Here is a 3,195-nt window from a genome sequence, read left to right as displayed (position 1 = left end):
ATGTCGTCCCGGGTGGGGAGGGCTTCGAGCCGGCGGTGCTGCGGGAGTTCGCGGGCGCCCGGCTGCCGGAGTACATGGTGCCGACGGCCTTCGTGGTCCTGGACGCGCTGCCGTTGACGGTGAACGGCAAGCTGGACCGGGCCGCGCTGCCCGCGCCTGATGTTGCGGTGGGTGGTGGCCGGGATGCGGAGACGCCGGCCGAAGTGGTGTTGTGCGGGTTGTTCGCGGACGCGCTGGGGCTGGAGGGGGTGGGGGTCGAGGACTCGTTCTTCGAGCTCGGTGGTGACTCGATCCTGTCGATGATGGTGGTGTCGGGTGCCCGGAAGGCGGGCCTGGTGATCACCACCCGTGAAGTGTTCGATCACCGGACGCCGGCGAACCTAGCGGCGGTGGCCGTCCCACTGACCGAAGACGCGTCGCCCGAAATGGCTGTGGCGACGGGCGAGGTGCCGCTGACCCCGGTGATGCGGGAACTACTCGAACGGGTCGCCCCGGAGGGCTTGTCCGCGGTGTTTCAGTCGGCTCTGGTGCTCGCCCCGGCCGGCCTGGACTTCGGGACGCTGACTGAAGCCGTGCGGGCGTTGGTGGATCACCACGATGTGTTGCGGGCGCGGCTGGAGGAGGCCGGTGAGGAGTGGCGGTTGGTCGTGCCGGAGTCGGGCTCGGTCGGGGTCGGGTCGTGGGTGCGGCGGGTTGACGCGTCCGCTGGGGATCTGACGCAGCTGGTCGAGGAGCATGCGCGGGCGGCTGTGGGCAGGTTGGATCCGCTGGCCGGTGTGATGGTTCAGGTGGTGTGGTTCGACCTCGGTCCGGACACTCCGGGACGGCTTCTGCTGGTCGTCGATCACTTGGTGGTCGACGGGGTGTCCTGGCGGGTCCTGCTGCCCGACCTGGCGGAGGCCTATGAGGCGGTTGCCGAGGGGCGGGAGGCCGCGCCGGAGCCGGTGCCCACGTCCTTCCGGCACTGGGCGCGGGAGTTGTCCGTACAGGCCGGGAGTGAGGAACGGCTGGCGGAGTTGCCTGAGTGGCTCCGGCTGCTGCGGGGTCCCGACCCGCTGCTGACCGATCGTCGTGCGAACCGGGGCAGAGATGCGGGCGCCGCGGTGCGGCGGGTCTCCGTGAGCGTCCCGGCCAGGATCACCGCGGAGCTGCTGACCACCGTTCCGGCGGCGTTCCATGCCGGGATCGACGACGTGTTGCTGACCGGCCTGGCCTCGGCGATCGCCGAATGGCGCACCGGGCAGGACATGACCGGCGGATTCCTGGTGGATGTGGAGAGTCATGGTCGGGGGCCGCTGGCCGACGGCCTCGATCTGTCGCGCACCGTCGGCTGGTTCACCGGCATTCATCCGGTTCGGCTCGACACGGGGGCTGCCGACTGCACCGATGTGCGGGCGGGGGGTCCGGCCGCGGGCCGCGCGGTGAAACGCATCAAGGAACAGCTACGGGCGGTGCCGGGCGACGGTCTGGGGTACGGCATGCTCCGCTACCTCAACCCCACCGCCGCGCCCGAACTCGCGGCCCTGCCGTCCGCACAGATCGGCTTCAACTACCTGGGACGCTTCGCGGGCCGCGGGAGCGACTGGCAGCTGGCCGGAGTGGACGGGCTGGGCGAGGGAACCGACGGCCGCGCCCCGGTGATGCACCCTCTCGAAGCCGAGGGTGTGGTCCACGACCTGGCCGATGGGCCCCGGCTCACGCTGACCTTGGCCTGGCCGGAGCAGCTGCTCGATGAGTCGGCCGCGCAGGCGCTGATCGACGGCTGGGCGGCGATGCTGAGCGGCCTGGCCGCGCACTCCTCCCGCCCCGGCAGCGGTGGCCGCACGCCTTCGGACTTCCCGTTGGTCGCCCTCGGCCAGACGCAGATCGAGGAGCTGGCGGCGAATGTCCCAGGGTTCGTCGAGGTGTTGCCGCTGACACCGCTCCAAGAAGGCCTGCTCTTCCACGCGCTGTACGACGAGCAGACGCGGGACGTATACGTGGAGCAGATGATCCTCGGCCTGAACGGGGCGCTGCACGTACGGGCCTTGCGGGCGTCCTGGGATGCGATGCTCGGCCGGCACGCCGTCCTGCGGGCGGGTTTCCACCGGCTCCCGGGCATGGAGCAGCCCGTGCAGGTGATCGCGCGGCGGGCGGTCCTGCCATGGCGGGAGGAAGACCTGTCGGGGCTCGATCGGGATGCCGCGCAGGCCGAGGCGGAACGGCTGGAGAACGAGGAGCGGGCCCGCCGGTTCGACCTGGAGGAGCCGCCCCTCATACGGGTCCTCCTGCTCAAACTGGGCGAGGACCGGCACCGCATGGTGATCACGTTGCATCACATAGTCATGGACGGCTGGTCGCTGCCGGTCCTCGTACGAGAACTATGGGCCGCGTACGCGGAAGGCGGCGACGTCGGCGGTCTCGCGCCCGTCACTCCGTACCGGGAGCACCTGTCGTGGTTGAGCCGTCAGGACAGGCATGCCGCGCGGGAAGCGTGGTTGGGGGCGCTCGCGGGCGTGGACGAGCCGACGCTGGTCGCACCGATGGGACAGAAGTCAGTGCCGTCCCCGACCGGCACAGTGATCACCGAGCCGGGCGACGAACTCGCCGGGGCGCTCCGGAACCTCGCGCGCAGGCACGGCCTGACCTTGAACACGGTCGTCCAGGCAGCCTGGGCGCTGGTGGTCGGTCAGTTGGCGGGGCGCCGTGATGTGGTGTTCGGCGCGACCGTCGCGGGGCGGCCCTCGGAAATCGCGGGCATGGAGAACATGCTCGGGCTGTTCATCAACACCATCCCGGTGCGGGTCCGGTTCGACCCGGCGCAGACGGTCGGTGCGATGCTGGCCGAGCTCCAGGCCCAGCAGTCGGCGTTGCTCGATCACCAGCATCTGGGGCTCACCGAGATCCAGCGGCTGGCCGGTCCCGGAGCGACCTTCGACACCCTGATGGCGTTCGAGAACTACCGTGCGGGCGCGAGCGGCCCGCCCGAGCCCTTGACGCTCACGGAGACAGTGGTCCGCGAGTCGACCAACTTCCCTCTGGCCCTGGGCGTGAACCCGATCGGCGAGTTGAAGCTGCGGATCGATCACCAACTGGATGTGTTCGACGCGGACACCGTCCGGGCCTTGTCCGGTCGTCTGGTGCGGGTGCTGGAGCAGTTCGCGGCTGATCCGCAGGTGCGGGTGAGTGAGATTGATGTGCTGGATCAGGTCGAGC

General features: G+C 70.4%; 1 protein-coding gene. It reads left to right on the top strand.

The window, feature by feature from the left end; genetic code table 11:
• Positions 1 to 3,195, top strand: a 3,195-nt coding sequence (locus ACFWP7_RS42460; protein WP_384393971.1) for a condensation domain-containing protein, incomplete at both ends; no start/stop codon positions are given.

Source organism: Streptomyces sp. NPDC058470, assembly GCF_042721055.1.
Lineage (GTDB): Bacteria > Actinomycetota > Actinomycetes > Streptomycetales > Streptomycetaceae > Streptomyces.
The sequence above is the reverse complement of the archived record's forward strand: the minus strand, read 5'-3'. Positions and strand labels throughout refer to the sequence as shown.